Raw genomic sequence first — 16,493 nt, forward strand, 5'->3', positions numbered from 1 at the left:
AGCTTGTTTGCTCACGAAGAGCCGGCGCGGGGGCAACCCGGCCGTTTTCCTCACGCAAGCGATTCCCCCGCCACGAGGGCACGCTTGCGAAATTCGTCGCGACCACCTGAGCCTGGAAGGGTAACGGAGCCGCCTTTGCATCCGACCTGTGGCAGGAAACTGCTGAGGCGAGCGGTTCCAGGATTGCAGTGATCCAACGTCGCTTTTATGATTTGGCGGGATGGAAGGCAACCCCGATTTCGGATGCCGGCAAAAAGCGCTTCCGCTGGGGAAGGTGTCTTTGGTCGCGCCCCCTGAAAGGCTTGGTTAACCTTCTCTGAATACCAATCGTTAATCGGGTTGGTGGCCTGACAGGCACTTTGCAGGAAGGTTGGGCGCAATGCGTCAAACCGGGAGCGACGGATAAGAGATGGGACCGGCGGGCGCCGCAGACAAGAGGAGTGGGGCCGGCGGGCATTTCCCGCGCCTGGCCTGGGCCGCCTTGCTGCTGGCTGTGTTGTTCTGCCTCACTGCCGGCGCGCATGCCGACGACCTGCTTGGCGCGACCGGCTACAAGATGGCCGGCGACGCCACGAAGATGCGCATCGTCGTGAATTTCGACCGCGAGCCGGATGTCAAATGGTTCCTGCTGCGCGGCCCCAATCGCCTGGTCGTCGACCTGCCTCGCACGCGATTCGCCGTCGACGCCAAGGATGTGAAGCCGCGCGGCCTTGTGCGGGCTGTTCGCTACGGCGATCAGGGACATGGCTCGCGCCTGATCCTTACCGGCAAGGGCCCTTTCGTCGTCGACAAGCTCGACGTGCTCAAGAATGACGACGGCAGCGGCTACCGCATCGCCATCGATATGTCGGCCGCCTCCGAGCGGGAGTTCGACGAAGCTCTCGCCAATCAGTCGCTGACCACCGGCTCGACGGTTTCGACCGAAAAGGGCGAGCGGGTCGGCACCGGACCGGTCTCGGCGCCCGGCCATCGCTTCACGGTGGTTATCGATCCCGGCCATGGCGGCGTCGATGGCGGCGCAGAAAGCTCCGCCGGCACGATCGAGAAGGACGTCACGCTCGCTTTTGCCGAGGAGCTGCGCGACAAGCTGGCCGCGGCCGGCAAATACGATGTCTTCATGACACGCGACAACGACGTGTACCTGGCGCTGGACGAACGCGTGCGCATCGCGCGCCAGCACGAGGCCGATCTCCTGATCTCCATCCATGCCGATACGATCGCCGTCAAAGGCCTTCGCGGCGCCACGGTCTACACGCTCTCGGACAAGGCCTCCGATCCGGAAGCCCAGGCGCTCGCCGATCGCGAGAACCTGTCCGACCAGTTCGCCGGAATGAAGATCGAGGACGACAACAAGGAAGTCACCGACATCCTGATCGACCTGATCCGCCGTGAAACGCACGGTTTCTCGATGAGCTTCGCCCACACGCTGGTAGGCCAGTTGTCGACCAGCGTCGGCCTTATCAACAATCCGCAGCGCTCGGCCGGCTTCAGGGTGCTCAAGGCCCCGGACGTGCCGTCCGTCCTGGTCGAGCTCGGCTACCTCTCCAACGTCAAGGATGAGGCGCAGTTGCTCAACGCCGACTGGCGCGGCAAGGCGGCGCAAAGCATAACCAACGCGGTCGCCCTGTTTGCCGCCGCGAAGGCCGGAACCGCGACGGGCGGCTGACCCGCACCCGCCCACAACCGTCGGACGTCTACAACCGCAAGCAGCGTTGCATGACGACAACACCCGGCGTTATTATTCGGCAACCGAGTCCTCAAATTTCGCGCTGCCGTATTTTGTCCACATGGTCGCGACATGGGTTTTTGATTGCGGATTGGGACCGCTCCGGGAAGCTTGCGCGGCAGGCGGCTTCGTTTAGGAAAATCCCGAACTTCGGACTGGAGCGGGCATGATTCGTCTCATCGGCTATTTCTTTGGCGTCGGCACGACGCTGGCGCTGCTGGTGGCTGCTGGTATCGCTATTTATATCAGCCATGTGGCGAAGGACCTGCCCGACTACGAGGTTCTGGCCAAGTATGAGCCGCCGGTGACGACGCGCATCCATGCCTCCGACGGCGCCCTGATGGCCGAGTATGCGCGCGAGCGGCGTCTCTACCTGCCGATCCAGGCCATCCCGGACCGCGTCAAGGCCGCTTTCATGTCGGCCGAGGACAAGAACTTCTACAACCATCCCGGCATCGACATCACCGGCCTCGGCCGCGCCATCATCGTCAACCTGCAGAATTTCGGTTCCGGGCGGCGGCAGGTCGGCGCCTCGACCATCACCCAGCAGGTGGCGAAGAACTTCCTGCTCACCTCCGACCAGACCTATGAGCGCAAGATCAAGGAGATGATCCTGGCCTTCCGCATCGAGCAGGCCTATTCCAAGGACCGCATCCTCGAGCTCTATCTCAACGAAATCTTCTTCGGTTTCGGTGCCTATGGCGTCGCCGGCGCCGCGCTCACCTATTTCGACAAGTCGGTCAACGAGTTGACGGTTGCGGAGGCCGCCTATCTCGCCTCGCTGCCGAAGGGCCCGAACAACTACCATCCCTTCAAGCATGCCGACCGCGCAATCGAGCGCCGCAATTGGGTCATCGACCAGATGGTCGAGAATGGCTATGTCACCCGCGAGGAAGGCGACAAGGCCAAGGCCGAGCCGCTCGGCGTCAAGCCCCGCCGCAATGGCTCGTATCTGTTCGCCGGCGAGTATTTCACCGAGGAAGTCCGCCGCCAGATTATCGCCCGCTATGGCGAGAACGCGCTTTACGAGGGCGGCCTGTCGGTGCGCACGACGCTCGATCCGAATGTCCAGCTCATCGCCCGCAAGTCGTTGCAGAACGGCCTGCTCAAATACGACATGCTGCGCGGCTATCGCGGACCGGTGACGCATATCGACGTCTCCGGCGACTGGGGCGTGCCGCTCGGCAATGTGAAGGGTCTCGAGGATGTTCCGGAATGGACGCTGGCCGTCGTGCTCGACAGTTCGGCGAGTGGCCTGACTATCGGCATCCAGCCGACGCGGCAGGTTTCCGGCGATCTGGTCAAGGAACGCGTCCAGGGCACCGTCAGCAAGGAAGACATGGGCTTCGCCATGCGCCACTTCGTCAACGGCAAGTCCGTCAGGGCGAAGTCCCCGGCGGAAGTGCTGGAACCCGGCGACGTGATCTTCGTGCAGAAGAATGACGGCTCCGACAATACCTACATGCTGCGCCAGGTGCCGGAGGTCGAGGGCGGCCTTGTCGCCATGGATCCGCACACCGGCCGCGTGCTCGCCATGGTCGGCGGCTTCTCCTACGCGCAGTCGGAATTCAACCGCGCCACCCAGGCGATGCGCCAGCCCGGTTCCTCGTTCAAGCCGATCGTCTATTCGGCGGCGCTCGACAACGGCTACACGCCGGCCTCGGTGATCATGGACGGCCCGATCACCATCCAGAGCGGCAACACCACCTGGACGCCGAAGAATTATGACGGCACGGTCGCGGGGCCGGCAACCTTGCGCTCCGGTATCGAGAAGTCGCGAAACCTGATGACCGTGCGACTCGCCAACGACATGGGCATGAAGCTGGTCGTGGAATATGCCGAGCGCTTCGGCGTCTACGATCATCTGGCGCCCTATCTGCCGATGGCGCTGGGTTCCGGCGAAACGACCGTCATGCGCATGGTTTCGGCCTATTCGATCATGGCCAATGGCGGCAAGTCGATCAAACCGTCGCTGATCGACCGCATCCAGGACCGCTACGGCAAGACGGTGTTCAAACAGGACGAGCGCGGCTGCGAGGGCTGCAACGCCGCCGAATGGAAGAACCAGCCCGAGCCGGAGCTGGTCGACAACTCCGAGCAGGTGCTCGACCCGATGACCGCCTACCAGATCACCTCGATGATGGAGGGCGTCGTGCAGCGCGGTACCGGCGCCACCATCGGCGAGCTTGGTCGTCACATCGCCGGCAAGACCGGCACGACCAATGACGAGAAGGACGCCTGGTTCATCGGCTTCACGCCAAACCTCGTCGTCGGTCTCTACATGGGCTACGACACGCCGCGCGGCCTCGGCAAGGGCGCCACGGGTGGCGGTCTCGCCGCCCCGATCTTCAAGGATTTCATGCGCGTGGTGCTTGACGGCAAGCCGAACACTGACTTCCAGGTTCCGGACGGCATGAAGCTCATCGCCATCAACCGGAAGACCGGCATGCGCGCCGCCGAAGGCGATCCCAACACCATCGTTGAAGCGTTCAAGCCCGGCACCGGCCCGGCCGACAGCTACTGGGTGATCGGCATGGGCGCCGATGGCTCGAACGGGTCGGGCGGGGCGCTGTCGCCGCAGGCCAACCAGGCCATCCAGGACGGCGGCGGCGGGCTTTACTGACGTCGAAATGCTTCTCGAATGGGTCGGCCAGCCGCCGACCCATTTCGCTTTACAGGCGGCGATGCCGTGCCTATGTATCGCGCCTATTCCAAAAAACCGAAAGAACAGGACCGGACGAAGAGCCATGCGCGCGGAAACGCTCAACATTGTCGACGAGATCAGGCAGGCGATAACCCTGCTGAGGAGGCATCTTTGACTGGGATCAGGCTGTAAAGCGGCTTGAATACCTGAATTCGCGTGCAGAGGATTCCAGCCTCTGGAATGATCCGATCGAAGCGCAGAAGCTGATGCGCGAGCGCCAGGAGCTTGAGGACGGCATCGCCGCCGTCAAGGGGATGACCCAGGCTCTGGAAGACAATATCGGCCTGATCGAGCTCGGCGAGGAAGAGGGCGACGACGGCATCATCGCGGAAGCGGAGGCGGCGTTGCGTTCGATGCAGGGCGAGGCGAAGGCCCGCCAGGTCGAGACGCTGCTCTCGGGCGAGGCCGACGCCAACGACACCTATCTCGAAATCCATGCCGGCGCCGGTGGCACCGAGAGCCAGGACTGGGCCTCGATGCTCCTGCGCATGTACACGCGCTGGGCCGAGCGCCGCCGCTTCAAGGTCGAGGTGCTGGAAGTCCATGACGGCGAAGAAGCGGGCATCAAGTCCGCCACCGTGCTGATCAAGGGTCACAACGCCTATGGCTGGCTGAAGACGGAATCCGGCGTCCACCGCCTGGTGCGTATTTCGCCCTATGACAGCAATGCGCGCCGTCACACGTCGTTCTCCAGTATCTGGGTCTATCCTGTCGTCGACGACAAGATAGAGATCGACGTTTCGGAATCCGATGTCCGCATCGATACCTATCGTTCATCCGGCTCGGGCGGGCAGCACGTCAACACCACGGATTCGGCTGTGCGCATCACCCATATCGCCACCGGCATCGCGGTCGCCTGCCAGGCGGAGCGTTCGCAGCACAAGAACAAGGCCAAGGCCTGGGAAATGCTGCGCTCGCGCCTCTACGAGGAAGAGCTGAAGAAGCGCGAAGCGGTCGCCAATGCGACCGAGGCCTCCAAGAGCGATATCGGCTGGGGCCACCAGATCCGCTCCTATGTGCTGCAGCCCTATCAGTTGGTGAAGGATCTGCGCACCGGCGTCGAGAGCACTTCGCCGTCGAGCGTGCTCGACGGCGATCTCGACGAGTTCATGGAAGCATCGCTGTCGCACCGCATCGAAGGTGGCGCGGGCGAAGCGGTGGCGGACCTCGACTAGTGCATATGCGTTGCGGGAGCGGAGGAAGCCGGTGTCTCGAACACTAGCGGGAAAATGCTTCTGCGGCGCAGTCCACTATCAGGTTGCGGACGAATTTGTTTACGCGGCGAACTGCCATTGCTCGAACTGCCGGCGCACGACCGGGTCGGCGTTCAACCCCTTCGCCGGCATCGAGCGCGAAAAGTTCCGTCTCGTCGCGGGCGATGACAGGCTGCTGATCTTCGGCGACGAGAGCGGCCACGACGCGCATTGCGGGCGATGCGGCTCGCTCATCTATTCGTTGGTCCGCGACGGCGCCTATGTGCATGTCGCCATGGGCACACTGGTCGACGATCCGATCATACGGCCGACCGCGCACATCTTTGTCGGGTCGAAGGCGAAGTGGTTCACAATCACCGACGACCTGCCGCAGTATGATGGGCATGTTCCCGGCTGAAACGTCTGGAACCAGCTTGAGCCGAATTCCGTTGTCCGGCACCGGTTCCGTGCGGCTAACCGGTCGTTAACCAAGCCGGCGCACGTTTCTGAATGGCAGAGGCTGGCGGGAATTGTCGCATCGCCGTTGCAAGCGGTTGCTTGCGCCAGTCGAGGAATCAGCCCAGCTTTCGTGCTGGGGTTAAAAGCATTTATGGCCGGATGCGGCATATCTGCGACCGACGATCCGGCCACTGGGAAGACACGTTCCGGGAACGGGCAAGCGAAAACGCTTGATGCTCGAAAGGAATGTTTCGATGTCTGCTGCCATATCAAGATCGGCCCAAGCCGTTCGACCGGCTGGCCGACTTTTGTTCTCCCTGTTCGCTGTTGGAGCTATCTCGGTGCTGGCGCCGCCGGCCATCGCGCACGACGCCCAAGCCACGGCGGTGATGCCGCAAGGCTGGAAATATCCCTTTGCCTGCTGTGCCAACTTCGATTGCAAGGAGGTGCCGCAGTCTTCGATCAGCGAGCGGCCCGAAGGCTATGTCATAAAAGGCACGGGCGAGGTGGTGGCCTATAGCGACAAGCGGGTCAAGAATTCGCCCGACGGGGAGTACCACTGGTGCGCGCACCAGGCCGGGCTCGACGCCGGCAAGACCATCTGCCTGTTCGTGCCGCCGCCCTCTTACTAGATCTCGCGAGCCAAACGCGAGGCGCGAGAGGGCTTCGAGCGCGCCAGCATGTCTGCCGAAGCTGCTGACAGACGGTTGTCAGGATCACTTCTTTATGTTGCCCTGCTGCCAGTGGAATCCGGGGCGGCGGCGGGCAATTGAGAGGTGAGGTGATGACCATCAAGGGAAGCTGCCACTGCAAGGCGACAACCTTCGAGGTTGCCGAGGCGCCGCGGACGGTGACGCAATGCAAATGCTCGTTCTGCTCGAAGCGGGGGTCGTTATGGGCATACTATGTGCCGTCGCAATTCAAGCTCACGAGCCCGCCCGAGAATGTCTCCTTCTATCGCTGGGGCTCGAAGACCGTAAAGCACGGTTTCTGCGCCACTTGCGGCTGTGGCACCTTCACCGAAACGCCCGATTGGTCGACCGGAAAGCCGGACTTCGACAACCCGAAGATCAGCGTCAATTCGCGCCTGTTCGACGATTTCGACCTGGATAAGGTCGAGGTGGTGGTCATCGACGGCAAGAATCTGTGGTAGACGCGAAGCGGGAACGGCCGCCGAGCTTCGCAGGCCGCACTCCCGTTCCGTTTTTCGCCGCATTTCATGCTACAAGGCTGCGGAAGGGCTGATTTGGCACGGCCGAAAGGCCGTGAATTGGAGAGGGACCAATCTCATGAAGAAGACTGTGCTCGTCGCCGTGGCGACGGCTCTACTGGTGAGCGCCTGCACCACCACCGATCCGTATACCGGCGACCAGAAGGTCTCCAACACGGCGGCCGGTGCTGGCCTTGGCGCGCTGGCGGGCGCCAGCCTCGGTCTGCTGGCCGGCGGCAATGACCGCCGCAACGCGTTGATCGGCGCCGGCATCGGCGCGCTCGCCGGCGGCGCGATCGGCGCGACGATGGACCAGAACGAGGCCGAGCTTCGCCGTCAGCTGCAGGGCACCGGCGTCAGCGTTACCCGCAGCGGCGACCAGATTATCCTCAACATGCCGTCCGATATCACCTTCAACGTCGACCAGGACGCGGTGAAGCCGGGCTTCTATCCGGTGCTGAATTCGGTCGCGCTGGTGCTGAAGAAGTTCCGCCAGACCACGGTGGACGTTTTCGGCCATACCGACTCGACCGGCGGCGATCAGCACAATTTCGACCTGTCGCAGCGTCGCGCGCTTGCAGTCGCCAATTACCTGTCCGGCCAGGGCGTCGATCAGCGCCGCTTCGCAGTCACCGGCTTCGGCAAGACGCGCCCGATCGCATCCAACGCGACGGCCGCTGGCCGCGAACAGAACCGGCGCGTCGAAATCCAGCTGTCGCCGCTCACGTAAGACGAACCGCGCCGGCAGCATAAGTCCATCAATAAAAAACGGCCCCGCATGGGGCCGTTTTTTATTGGCTCGGGCCAGGGATGGGTCGAAAGTCTTAGGACATTAGCTTTTTCTAATTGATACTTTTCTAGAACCGGTGAAAGGACTACCATCTTCGTGTTCCAGAGGGGATGGGGTGGTCAATCGGCCGCGCAATCAACATCTGCCGCCCCGGTCTTGCACGGCCAGATCAAGGGAATCTGGGAGGAATTCATGACAAGAACAGCTCGTTTAGGGCGCTGCGGCGTCCTTGTTTTGACTGGCCTTTTGGGCGCATGGCTTGGAGCCGCCACGGCCCAGGCCGAGGACGCCAACAAGGCCGACATCGAGGCCTTGAAGAAGTCGCTGGCCAAGTATGAAGACTACACGGCAGCCGTCCGCGACCTCTATTTGTCGACGGTCGGCTGCGTCCACTATAGCGGCGAGAAGATAGACGGCGCCATGTACTATCCGAAGGGCGCCATGGGCATCCATTTCGTCAACGTCCCGAGCATCGGCAAGCCGCTCGATCCTATGAAGCCCAATGTCCTGATCTACGAGCCAACCAAGAAAGGTCTCAAACTGGTCGGCGTGGAATGGCTGGTGCCGTTGACGCCGGACGTGAAGGAAGCTCCGAAGCTGTTCGGCCAGAAATTCATGGGGCCGATGGAAGGACACTACCCGCTCATCCCGAGGGAGTTTGTCCACTACGACCTGCATGCCTGGCTGTTCAGGGACAATCCGAACGGCATGTTCACCCCGACGAACCCGAAGGTGACATGCAATAAGGCCGACTTCCCGATGCTGGAGAAGCCGACCAAGATGATGCCTGGGCCGATGTAGGGCAGGGCGAGCAAACGGTACAAAAACGAAACGGCCCCGATCGGGGCCGTTTCATTCTGCCGTAGCGGTCCGGAACTCAGACCTTCGCGACGATCCGCATGAAGGCCGGCACGTCGTCGCCGAAGCCGACGGTTGCGTCGTCTTCTTCCTGACGATGGCGGCCGGGGCGGTCGCGCTGCGGACGGGCGTCGCCGCGCTGCTCGTGATGGTTGCCCGAACCCTTGCGCTCGTTGTCGGAACGAATCGCGTCCTTGCGGGCGCGGCGTTCGGCGATATCGGCCACTTCGGCGACAGGCTGCTCTTCGCGCGCCGCATCGGGCGTCTCGTCGCGCTTGGCGTGACGGTCCTTCTTGCGCTCGCCGCGTTCCTTGCGATCGTCCTTGCGGTCCTCGTCCTTGCGGCCGGCCCGACGCGGCGCGCCGCGGCCGCGCCGCGGCTGCTCCTCGCCCTCGCTTTCGGTCACGGTCGACAGGTCGCCGTCATGCCACTCGATCTTGGTGCCGATCAGCCTTTCGATGGCATCGACGTATTTCGTATCCGAGCGCGTCGCGATGGTGAAGGATTTTCCGGAGCGGCCGGCGCGGCCGGTGCGGCCGATGCGGTGGACATAATCCTCCGCGTGGATCGGCACGTCGTAGTTGAAGACGTGGCTGACATCGGGAATGTCGAGGCCGCGCGCGGCGACGTCGGACGCAACCAGATAACGCAACTTGCCGTCGCGGAAGTTGGCGAGCATCTGCATGCGCGCCCGCTGATCCATGTCGCCATGCAGCGCGCCCGCATCGAAATCATATTTCAGCAACGAGCGGAAAAGCTCCGACACCTCGATCTTGCGGTTGCAGAAGATGATGGCGTTCTTCAGCTCGGCGTCTTCGGCCTTCATGAGATTGCGCAGCGTCTCGCGCTTGTCCCAGGGTTTTGAGCCCGACTTGACCAGCCGCTGGATGATGTTGGTTGCGGCGGATGCGGCCTTGGAAACCTCGACGCGAACCGGCGCGTGCAGGAATTTTTCGGTGAGCTTGGTGATCTCCGGCGGCATCGTCGCCGAGAAGAACAAAGTCTGGCGCGTGAACGGGATCATCTCGCAGATGCGTTCGATATCCGGGATGAAGCCCATGTCGAGCATGCGGTCGGCCTCGTCGATGACGAGGATCTCGACGCCGTTGAGCAACAGCTTGCCGCGCTCGCGGTGGTCGAGCAAGCGGCCGGGCGTTGCGATCAATACGTCGGCGCCACGCTCGAGCTTCTTGTCCTGTTCGTCGAAGGAGACGCCGCCGATCAAAAGCGCGATGTTGAGCTTATGGTTCTTGCCGTATTTGATGAAGTTCTCCTCGACCTGCGCGGCCAGCTCACGGGTCGGTTCGAGGATCAGCGTGCGCGGCATGCGGGCCCGCGCTCGGCCCTTTTCCAGGCGCGTCAGCATCGGCAGCACAAAGGAAGCGGTCTTGCCGGTGCCGGTCTGGGCGATACCCAGCACGTCCTTGCCGAGCAGCGCATGCGGGATGGCGCCGGCCTGGATCGGCGTCGGCTGGGTATAACCGGCATCGGTGACTGCGGAGAGGACCTTCGGCGACAGGCCGAGGTCCGAGAATGTCAATGCTTCTTGAGCGATCGTGGTGTCTGAGGACAAGTGTTTGTTGTCTTTGTTGGTTGGGAAAATCGCGACACAGGAGCCGCGACAGGCGCCGCGCGCCTGCAAGATCGGTGTTGCAGTTAGGCGCAAGTCCTCGATTTGTCAACAGAAACGGACGGAAATACAGCGATTGTGAAGACGTAACCTTAATCGCGATGCTTAATCGAAACAGTATCGCTGCGCCGGCTCAGTAGCGGAACTGCTCGGCAAGGATACGCTCGTTCCATGAATGGTTCGGATCGAACAGCAAAGTTGCCGTCGCCGTCGGCGATTCCCGCACGGTGATGGAGGCCACCGCCTTGACCTCGGTGTGGTCGGCCGCGGCATTCACCGGGCGCTTTTCGGATTCCAGGATGTCGAAGCGTATGGTCGCTTTGTTGGACAGCAGCGCTCCGCGCCAGCGGCGCGGCCGGAAAGGGCTCACTGGCGTCAGCGCCAAGAGCGGCGCATCAAGCGGCAGGATCGGCCCATGCGCCGACAGATTGTAGGCGGTGGAGCCGGCGGGCGTGGCGATCATCACGCCATCGCAATTCAGCTCCTCCAGCCGCACCTGTCCGTCGACGGTGATACGGATCTTCGCCGTCTGGTAGGACTGGCGCCACAGCGCCACCTCGTTGATGGCCGGCGCCGAAACGGATTCGCCGTCATGTGTCACAGCGACCATTTCCAGCGGGCGGATCGTCTCGGCGACCGCGGCGGCGATGCGCTCCTCGAGGCCGCCGGCGCGATATTCGTTCATCAGGAAGCCGATGGTGCCACGGTTCATGCCGTAGACCTTCTTGCCCGTGCTCATCGTGTCGCGCAGCGTCTGCAGGAGAAAGCCGTCGCCGCCAAGCGCAATGATGATCTCGGCCTCCGCGACTGGCACCTGCCCGTAGCGCGCCGACAGGCTTTCCAGCGCGGCGCGGGCGTCGTCGGTATCGGAAGAAACGAAGGCGAAACGGCTGGCGGCTTTGCTCATGGCTCCCGGAGGGCGACCGTCTGCGGGGCCGCGCCGGCGACGGCGTAGCATGCGCCGCCCATATCTGTGAAGGGCGCGGCGCTGGCCGGTGGGTTACACCCCGGCAATCGCGCTTCGTGACAGTCGCGACATGAATGTGATGGCTGCTATGGTTAAGACGAAGCTTAAACACTCGTAAAGCCGGATCGTTCATGTTAGCCGACAGGAGATGGGTTGGCGGGGGCTGGCCAGTCGAGAGACCTGTCTATTGCCGGTAACGCGTCTGATCATAGTCTTCCTGATGATGGGAAGTTTCGCGCTCATGTTCGCCGAATTGGTGCGCCATTCGGAAGAGATGAGCCAGCGGCCGCAGCCAACGGCTTCCCGTTGCGGCGACGCTACGGGAACACCTTGTCCGCAAAGGGCGCTGTAAGCTTCGCTTCCCGGATCGCTCAGCCACCCTGCAGGTGGCAGCCGGCCTTGCCCGCGACATACTCGTCGATGAGTTGCCGGTAGCGCACCTTGCCGAAGCTCGGAAAATGGCCGCCATGTACGACCGAGACGTCGAGGTCGCGCATGGCGAGCAGCGTTCCGACATAATCCTCGATATCGGAGTGATAGACGTCGTCGATCAGCGGCCCGTCATAGACGATGTCGCCCGACAGCAGGATGCCGGTCTTCCTCTCATAAAGCGCGATGCCGCCGGGCGAATGTCCCGGTGTGTGGATGACCTCGAAGGCGCGGTCGCCGAGATCGACGACATCGCCGTGCTCGAGCAGCCGGGCCGCCGGCGCGGGCAGGATGCGGTAGCGTGCCGTATCCCAGCCTTCTGGCGCGCCATCGAACATCTCCTCATTGGCGTAACGGTCAGCGACCGTCCATTCGTTGCGGGGATCGGCGAGGATTTGCGCTTCGGCGGTATGCACGCAGCGGTCCGGGAATTCGTGATGGCAGCCGATATGGTCGAAATGCGTGTGGCTGGCGACGCAGGTGAGCCTGCGCTCGCTGACCAGCGGCACGTGGTGCCGCAGGCTGAAATGGCCGAGGCCGGTGTCGAACAACAGGTCGCGGTCGCGCCCGCGCACATGCCAGATGTTGCAGCGGAAGAACGGCTTTATCCAGGGCTCGTGGATGAGCGTGATGGCGTCGCCCATGCGGATGGTTTCGTACCAGTCCGCAGCGCCGATGACCGGAAGCATGCCCATGGATCAGTCCGCCAGCAGGATGATGTCTTGAGCGTTGCATGAAACCGGGACCGTGTCGCCTGCCTGGACGGTGGCGGAAGCGGGAGCCTTGGCAATGAACTGCAATGCCGGGTCTTGCATCGAGATGGCGAGCACGCGCTTGAAGCTGCCCTGGAAGACGACATCGCCCACCTTGGCCATGCCCAGCGCGACATCGCCTTTCGCGTCGCCGAGAACGAGATGCTCCGGCCGGATCGCGAGCGCGAGAGCGGTGCCGGCAGGCGAAGCGCCGGGCAGTGAAATCGACCCCACCGCCGTCGAGGCCGTGACGATCCCGTTCCTCGCCTCGGCCACTGTGCCGGCAAGGATCGTGCTCTCGCCCATGAAGGTAGCGGAAAACCGCGTTGCCGGCCGCGCATAGACCCGCTCGGGCGGGCCTTCGTCCTCGATGCGGCCGTCATTCATCACCACGCAATGGTCGGCGAGCGCCATCGCTTCTTCCTGGTCGTGGGTGACATGGATGAAGGCGGTGCCGACGCGCTTCTGGATCGCCTTCAACTCGTCCTGCATCTGCCGCCGCAGTTTGAGATCCAGCGCGCCGAGCGGCTCGTCGAGCAAAAGCACCGCCGGCTCGATGACCAGCGCGCGGGCGAGCGCCACGCGCTGGCGCTGGCCACCGGAAAGCTGATGCGGCTTCTTGTCGAAGGCGGTGGCCAGTCCGACGAGGGCCAGCGCATCGCGCGCCTTCGCCGCCCGCGTCGCGCCATCGACGCCCTGCATGCGCAGCCCGAAGCCGACATTGCCGCCGACGCTCATATGCGGAAACAGCGCATAGTCCTGGAACACGGTCGTCGTCGGGCGCTTGGCCGGCGGCACGGCCGTGCAATCCTGGCCACGAATGAAGACCTTGCCTTCGCTTGGATTGACGAAGCCGCCGAGGATCGAAAGCAGGGTCGTCTTGCCGGAGCCCGAGGGGCCAAGCAGGATCGTGTAGCTGCCTGGTTCGATCGCCAGCGAAACGTTCTTCAGCACCGGAAGCTGGCCGAAGCGGTGCGAGACGCTGCGGATATCGACCAAGGGTGCGCTCATGCCGGCTTTCTCCGCAACAGCGTCAGTTCGAAAAACACCACCAGGACGATGGAGACGGCAAAGACCAGCGAGCCGACGGCATTGGTCTTGGGGTTGAGGCCGGAGCGCAGCAGGTTCCAGATCTCCACTGGCAGCGTCGTCTCGAAACGGGTGAGCAGGAAGGAGATGACGAACTCGTCCCAGGAAAACGTCATCGACAGGAAGAAACCGGCGAAGATCGCCGGCGCCATCACCGGCACGGTGATCATCAAAAGCACCTTCCATTCGGCGGCGCCCAGGTCGCGCGCGGCGCGCTCTATGTTGATCTGGTGATCGCCCATCTGGCTGTAGATGATGGCGAAGCAGAGCGGCAGGTTGATCACGACATGGCCGATGCCGGCCGCAAGCAGCGATTTCGGCACGCCGGCCCAGTTGAACAGCACCAGCAGGCCCATGCCGATGATCAGATAGCTGACGGTGAGCGGCAGCGTGATCAGCCCGCGCAGGATGGCCGAGCCCGGCAGCACGAAGCGCGCGAAGCCCCAGGCCGAGAGGAAGCCGAGCGTGACCGAAGCAAGCGAGGAGAGCACCGCCACCAGCAGCGAGTTGACCAAGGCCGAGGTCAGCCGCGCATCGGAGAGCACCGCCTGGTACCAGCGCAGGGACGGACCGGTGAAGGGCGGGATCGGGAAGGAGGTGGCCTGCAGCGAAAACAGCACCAGAACGACCACCGGCAGGAAGATGAAACCGTAGACGGCGATGGCATAGACCCAGACGGCGAGGCGGACGGCGGCGCGCATGGTCAGGCCCGCTCGATCTTCAGCCAGCGGGCGCAGGCGAGATAGGCGATGGTGACGACGGCCATCAGGACGATCGACAGCGCTGAAGCCAGCGGAAAATCGCCGCGGCGGCCGATCTGCATCATGACGAGCTGAGGCATGACCAGCTCGTTGTTGCCGCCCAGGATCTGCGGCGTGATGTAGTCGCCGATGCAAAGCACGAAAGTGAGGAAGGCGCCGACCATGATGCCGGGCAAAGTCAGCGGCAGCACGACATGCAGGAAGATGCGCACTGGCCCGGCGCCGAGATCGGCGGCAGCCTTGCGGTAGCTCGGGCTGAGCTGCTTGAGGTTGGCGAAGATGGTCAGCGTCAAAAGCATGACGAAGAAGTGCACGAAGCCGGTGACGGTGGCGAAACGCGTGTTGGCGAGCTGCAGCGGCTCGCCGATCAGGCCGACGCCGGTCAGCGCCCGGTTGATGACGCCGTTCTGCGCCAGCACCAGCAGCCAGGAATAGGAGCGCACGACATAGGAGGTCCAGAACGGCAGCACGGCCAGCATCAGCGCCAGCCGCTGCCAGCGTTCCGGCACCATCTCGGCAAGGATCCAGGCAAAGGGATAGGCAAGCAGGATCGAAACCACGGTGACGATCGCCGTGACCTCCAGAGAGTTGACCATCGCCCGCCAATAGGACGGGTCGGTGAAGAACTGGCTGTAATTGGCTAAAGTGAAGCCGCCGCCTTCATGCGCCGTGAGGCTGGAAAACCCCATGGCGATGAAGGGCAGCACGAAGAATGCACACGTCCATGCCAGCGCCGGCGCGACCAGCGCCCAGGGCAGGGCACGCGACTTGTTTCCCGCGAACGCCATCGGCCGATCTACTGCGCCTGCAGCATCCCGGTCCACATGTCCTGCATCTTCTTGTCGAGATCGGCGTTCGGCGCCGGATAGGCCTGGGCGCGGGCAAGGAAGCCGGGCTGCTCGTCGAAGCGCAGGATCTTCTTCTGCTCATCGCTCAGCGCTGCCTTTTTGTTCGCTGGCATGCCCCAGTAGCAGGACGAGGTGGCAAGCCGCGCCTGGCCCTCCGGGCTCATGATGTGCTGGATGAATTTCAGCGCCATGTCCTTGTTCTTGGAATCCTTGAACATGGCGAGCGACTGCGACCACAACACCGCGCCTTCCTTCGGGATCGAGAAGTCGAGCGCCGGGTTTTCCTTGGCAAGACCGGCCGTCACCCATTCGCCGCCGCCGACCAGTATGTCGACCTCGCCGGTGGCCAGAGCGGTCTGGCTGGCCGTGACCTCGCCGACCAGCTTGGCGTTGGCCTTCATCTTGAGGAGTTCGGCCTTGAGAGCGGGCAGGTCGGCCTCGGTGAGGTCGGCCGTCTTCTTGCCTATCGCGAGCGCCGCCATGCCGATCACCGGCAGGTAATAGTCGTAGATCGCGACCTTGCCCTTGTATTTGTCGCTGGTGAGCGAGGCCAGCGACTGCATGTCGGCCGGATCGACCTTGGTCTTGTTGAAGCCGATCGTGTTGTAACCGAACTTCTCGGTGATGCCGTAGCGCTTGCCGTCGACGATTGTGGACTTGTCCATCTTCACTTCCGGGAAGAGGTCGGCGAAGGGCAGCCTGTCCTCAGGCAACGGCTCGAACAGGCCTTTCTCGACGCCGCGCGGCACGTCGATGCTGTCGATCACCATCACGTCCCAGTCACCAGGCTGCGACTGCTCGACGATGGCGAGGCCTGCGCCCGTGCCTTCGAATTCCTTGACGTTGACCTTGACGTCGTTGGCCTTCTCGAAAGGTTCGAGCAGCGCCGGATCTGCATGGTCGCACCAGATCAGCGCGTTGAGATCGGCAGCCTGGGCGCCGCCCGCCGCGAGCAGCAATGCGGCCGCCGCGCAGGCGGATGCGAGGTTGGACTTCAGGGTGGAAAGCGGAGTCCGGGCATTGATGGTCATCGAGTGTTCTCCCTGCCTTGCTGGCTTGTTGGAAGAAAAGTTGAAC

Annotated in this window: 15 protein-coding genes; 8 read left to right on the plus strand and 7 right to left on the minus strand. The window is 63.1% G+C overall.

Features of this window, described 5'->3' with window-relative positions; genetic code table 11:
- Window positions 1–409 precede the first annotated feature (409 nt).
- The 8 genes from WDX12_RS26120 (at window position 410) to WDX12_RS26155 (ending at window position 8,883) form a co-directional block, all read left to right on the plus strand.
- Window positions 410–1,666 (plus strand): N-acetylmuramoyl-L-alanine amidase, encoded by a 1,257-nt coding sequence (locus WDX12_RS26120; protein WP_320298013.1) that lies wholly within the window; start codon window positions 410–412, stop codon window positions 1,664–1,666.
- 226 nt (window positions 1,667–1,892) lie between these two features.
- Window positions 1,893–4,349 (plus strand): penicillin-binding protein 1A, encoded by a 2,457-nt coding sequence (locus WDX12_RS26125; protein WP_434722547.1) that lies wholly within the window; start codon window positions 1,893–1,895, stop codon window positions 4,347–4,349.
- A 124-nt stretch (window positions 4,350–4,473) separates the two neighbouring features.
- Window positions 4,474–5,605 (plus strand): peptide chain release factor 2 gene (gene prfB, locus WDX12_RS26130; RefSeq protein ID WP_320298011.1). Its coding sequence is split into 2 segments (ribosomal slippage): window positions 4,474–4,539 and window positions 4,541–5,605, totalling 1,131 coding nucleotides; the frame shifts between segments, so codons are not numbered across the junction.
- Between the two features lie 31 nt (window positions 5,606–5,636).
- A complete protein-coding gene (locus WDX12_RS26135; protein WP_434722548.1) occupies window positions 5,637–6,041 on the plus strand; it encodes a GFA family protein in 405 nt (134 codons plus the stop codon).
- A 295-nt stretch (window positions 6,042–6,336) separates the two neighbouring features.
- Complete coding sequence (locus WDX12_RS26140; RefSeq protein WP_434722549.1) at window positions 6,337–6,714, plus strand: hypothetical protein; 378 nt, start codon at window positions 6,337–6,339, stop codon at window positions 6,712–6,714.
- A gap of 152 nt (window positions 6,715–6,866) precedes the next feature.
- A complete protein-coding gene (locus WDX12_RS26145; protein ID WP_434722550.1) occupies window positions 6,867–7,235 on the plus strand; it encodes a GFA family protein in 369 nt (122 codons plus the stop codon).
- A 136-nt stretch (window positions 7,236–7,371) separates the two neighbouring features.
- Window positions 7,372–8,022, plus strand: a complete 651-nt coding sequence (locus WDX12_RS26150) for an OmpA family protein (protein WP_320298008.1) — start codon at window positions 7,372–7,374, stop codon at window positions 8,020–8,022.
- A gap of 252 nt (window positions 8,023–8,274) precedes the next feature.
- The gene (locus WDX12_RS26155) at window positions 8,275–8,883 is read left to right on the plus strand and encodes a hypothetical protein (RefSeq protein WP_434722551.1); all 609 of its coding nucleotides are present in this window, start codon (window positions 8,275–8,277) and stop codon (window positions 8,881–8,883) included.
- Between the two features lie 76 nt (window positions 8,884–8,959).
- Here the strand turns inward: WDX12_RS26155 and WDX12_RS26160 are convergent, their stop codons facing one another.
- The 7 genes from WDX12_RS26160 to WDX12_RS26190 form a co-directional block, all read right to left on the minus strand.
- Window positions 8,960–10,513, minus strand: coding sequence for a DEAD/DEAH box helicase (locus tag WDX12_RS26160; protein ID WP_434722552.1), 1,554 nt, complete (start codon window positions 10,511–10,513; stop codon window positions 8,960–8,962).
- Between the two features lie 190 nt (window positions 10,514–10,703).
- On the minus strand, window positions 10,704–11,477 hold the full coding sequence (locus WDX12_RS26165; RefSeq protein WP_434722553.1) for an NAD kinase: 774 nt from the start codon (window positions 11,475–11,477) through the stop codon (window positions 10,704–10,706).
- 431 nt (window positions 11,478–11,908) lie between these two features.
- The gene (locus WDX12_RS26170) at window positions 11,909–12,661 is read right to left on the minus strand and encodes an MBL fold metallo-hydrolase (RefSeq protein ID WP_434722554.1); all 753 of its coding nucleotides are present in this window, start codon (window positions 12,659–12,661) and stop codon (window positions 11,909–11,911) included.
- A gap of 3 nt (window positions 12,662–12,664) precedes the next feature.
- On the minus strand, window positions 12,665–13,729 hold the full coding sequence (locus tag WDX12_RS26175; RefSeq protein ID WP_434722555.1) for an ABC transporter ATP-binding protein: 1,065 nt from the start codon (window positions 13,727–13,729) through the stop codon (window positions 12,665–12,667).
- Entirely contained in the window at window positions 13,726–14,508 is a 783-nt protein-coding gene (locus WDX12_RS26180; RefSeq protein WP_434722556.1) for an ABC transporter permease, read from the minus strand. Before WDX12_RS26180 ends, WDX12_RS26175 begins: the two co-directional genes overlap by 4 nt.
- 2 nt (window positions 14,509–14,510) lie before the next feature.
- The gene (locus WDX12_RS26185; RefSeq protein ID WP_434722557.1) at window positions 14,511–15,356 is read right to left on the minus strand and encodes an ABC transporter permease; all 846 of its coding nucleotides are present in this window, start codon (window positions 15,354–15,356) and stop codon (window positions 14,511–14,513) included.
- A gap of 8 nt (window positions 15,357–15,364) precedes the next feature.
- Window positions 15,365–16,447 (minus strand): polyamine ABC transporter substrate-binding protein, encoded by a 1,083-nt coding sequence (locus WDX12_RS26190; protein ID WP_434722558.1) that lies wholly within the window; start codon window positions 16,445–16,447, stop codon window positions 15,365–15,367.
- Window positions 16,448–16,493: the final 46 nt, after the last annotated feature.

This window comes from Mesorhizobium sp. RIZ17 (assembly GCF_051127865.1).
GTDB classification, from domain to species: Bacteria; Pseudomonadota; Alphaproteobacteria; order Rhizobiales; family Rhizobiaceae; genus Mesorhizobium; species Mesorhizobium humile.

Excerpts from the sequence above, each read along its gene's own strand:
- WDX12_RS26120 (WP_320298013.1), top strand. The coding sequence starts at position 410 with ATGGGACCGGCGGGCGCCGCAGACAAGAGGAGTGGGGCCGGCGGGCAT.
- WDX12_RS26125 (WP_434722547.1), top strand. The coding sequence starts at position 1,893 with ATGATTCGTCTCATCGGCTATTTCTTTGGCGTCGGCACGACGCTGGCG.
- WDX12_RS26140 (WP_434722549.1), top strand. The coding sequence starts at position 6,337 with ATGTCTGCTGCCATATCAAGATCGGCCCAAGCCGTTCGACCGGCTGGC.
- WDX12_RS26145 (WP_434722550.1), top strand. The coding sequence starts at position 6,867 with ATGACCATCAAGGGAAGCTGCCACTGCAAGGCGACAACCTTCGAGGTT.
- WDX12_RS26150 (WP_320298008.1), top strand. The coding sequence starts at position 7,372 with ATGAAGAAGACTGTGCTCGTCGCCGTGGCGACGGCTCTACTGGTGAGC.
- WDX12_RS26155 (WP_434722551.1), top strand. The coding sequence starts at position 8,275 with ATGACAAGAACAGCTCGTTTAGGGCGCTGCGGCGTCCTTGTTTTGACT.
- WDX12_RS26165 (WP_434722553.1), bottom strand. The coding sequence starts at position 11,477 with ATGAGCAAAGCCGCCAGCCGTTTCGCCTTCGTTTCTTCCGATACCGAC.
- WDX12_RS26170 (WP_434722554.1), bottom strand. The coding sequence starts at position 12,661 with ATGGGCATGCTTCCGGTCATCGGCGCTGCGGACTGGTACGAAACCATC.
- WDX12_RS26175 (WP_434722555.1), bottom strand. The coding sequence starts at position 13,729 with ATGAGCGCACCCTTGGTCGATATCCGCAGCGTCTCGCACCGCTTCGGC.
- WDX12_RS26180 (WP_434722556.1), bottom strand. The coding sequence starts at position 14,508 with ATGCGCGCCGCCGTCCGCCTCGCCGTCTGGGTCTATGCCATCGCCGTC.
- WDX12_RS26185 (WP_434722557.1), bottom strand. The coding sequence starts at position 15,356 with ATGGCGTTCGCGGGAAACAAGTCGCGTGCCCTGCCCTGGGCGCTGGTC.
- WDX12_RS26190 (WP_434722558.1), bottom strand. The coding sequence starts at position 16,447 with ATGACCATCAATGCCCGGACTCCGCTTTCCACCCTGAAGTCCAACCTC.